The following is a 1,618-nucleotide window of genomic DNA, read 5'->3' as shown; positions in this document are numbered from 1 at the left end:
TGACGTGAAGTAGGTCAACTACGTCGTAGGATGAACGCTTACCCTTGTTTTCCCTGTTGCACTGTTTTTTTTGATGATTGTTAGAATCGGTTCACAACGTTTCGGAAACCCATCAGCGGATCCAACGAAGTGTGAAGCAAATACAGAGGGGATGAAGGTTGATCTAAGAGTTCTATCTAATACTCATGAACAGCTTATGATATTCGCTATTAATATACTGGCGCTATCTGTATTAATTCCTTATCAATTATTGAGCTTGCTGCCCATCTATTCTGGAGTTTTTGTTGCTGGTCGCGTCATGTTTTGGATAGGTTACAGGCGTAATGTGTTATGGAGAGCGCCAGGGTTTGCGATGTCTACACTGCCTGCAGTGGTAGGAGTAGGGTATAGCTGTGTTGCTATTTTATTAACTGTATTCGCAGTTTTTTAATAAAATTGAACTTGATGTTGTGTGTGTTTTTTTCTTTTTATTGTCGATTTTAATTCGAGTTTGTGATTTTTACTAAAGAAGGAAGGTCTATGCTCGCACTTTCAATAGTAAGCCCGCATGGCTCTAATGTAGCTTCGGGAAAAAAGACGCTGGAGGTTCGCTCGTGGCGCCCAGAATCTTTACCTATCCGTGATCTTTTGATTGTAGAAAATTCTCACTTCTTATCTGCTGATAACCCCATTGACCCTGATGGCAGGGCTGTTGCAATTGTGGATGTTGAAGAGATACATGAATGGCAGCCTTCTGAAGTGAAGGCTGCTTGTTCAAATGGCTGGGAACCTGGTTATTTGGCTTGGTGCTTGTCAAACGTTCGCCCTATTACCAACAACCCGATTTTTAACAACGTGGCTGTGCCAGCCAAGAGAAAGCTATATGAAGTTGAGCTGGTGCAATTTTAAGCTTAGCAATTGTCAGCATGGGAACGGTACCTACTCCGCTATGATCGCAATGTGGTTCGGGTGAGACGCTACCCGATCAAGCCATCGGCAAACGTTGGGATAATTCGCCAGTGTGAACCCGCCATCTTCCGCTACATGGGTATAAGCGAACAGGGCAATATCTGCGATGGTGTAGCGACCTGCGGCGAACCAGTCCTGTCGTGCCAAGTGATCGTCCATCACCGCTAGCGCTTCGCACCCCAGTGCTTGTTTACCCACGAGCTGTGCTTGGCGTTCATCATTCAGGCCAAGGTGAGTCAGCCAGAAGCGCGGTGTGGCGATGTTGGGCTCGTGACTGTACTGTTCAAAGTTCATCCAGCGCAGGGCCTGTGCCTGATCCCAGTGATCTTCCGGCCAATAATCACTCCCTTGGGCTAGATAGTAGAGAATGGCGTTCGACTCGCTGAGAAAGCGGCCGTCGTCGAGCTCCAGTACCGGAATCTTGCCAGCGGGGTTCTTCTGTAAGAATGCCGGGGTTCGCGTTTCTCCATGCACGATATCGTAATGACGATAGTCATAGGGTCTATCCAGCAAATTCAGTAATAGGCGCACTTTGTAGCCGTTGCCGGAGGGTAGGTAGTCGTGCAAGATCATCGTCGTCTCCTGTGAAATGAACGCGAGGGTGGCCGGTCTGGAGTTCACACCCAAGCGTAAGCGTTCATTCCAGGACGTAGTTGACTTACTTCACGTT

2 protein-coding genes and 1 pseudogene are annotated in these 1,618 nt (G+C 47.5%); 2 read left to right on the top strand and 1 reads right to left on the bottom strand.

Annotated elements, in window-relative coordinates; translation table 11 throughout:
* Positions 1-52 precede the first annotated feature (52 nt).
* Together INT19_RS19830 and INT19_RS06345 are read left to right on the top strand one after the other, a co-directional pair.
* Positions 53-430: pseudogene (locus tag INT19_RS19830) on the top strand (MAPEG family protein); the annotation flags it as partial.
* A gap of 89 nt (positions 431-519) precedes the next feature.
* Positions 520-888, top strand: a complete 369-nt coding sequence (locus INT19_RS06345) for an ASCH domain-containing protein (RefSeq protein WP_193060157.1) — start codon at positions 520-522, stop codon at positions 886-888.
* A gap of 30 nt (positions 889-918) precedes the next feature.
* On the opposite strand, the gene INT19_RS06340 is transcribed toward INT19_RS06345, so the two are convergent.
* Positions 919-1,521 (bottom strand): glutathione S-transferase family protein, encoded by a 603-nt coding sequence (locus tag INT19_RS06340; RefSeq protein ID WP_193060156.1) that lies wholly within the window; start codon positions 1,519-1,521, stop codon positions 919-921.
* Positions 1,522-1,618 lie beyond the last annotated feature (97 nt).

Source organism: Halomonas sp. 3A7M (assembly GCF_014897875.1).
Classification (GTDB): domain Bacteria; phylum Pseudomonadota; class Gammaproteobacteria; order Pseudomonadales; family Halomonadaceae; genus Vreelandella.
This window is presented reverse-complemented; position numbering and strand designations above follow the sequence as displayed.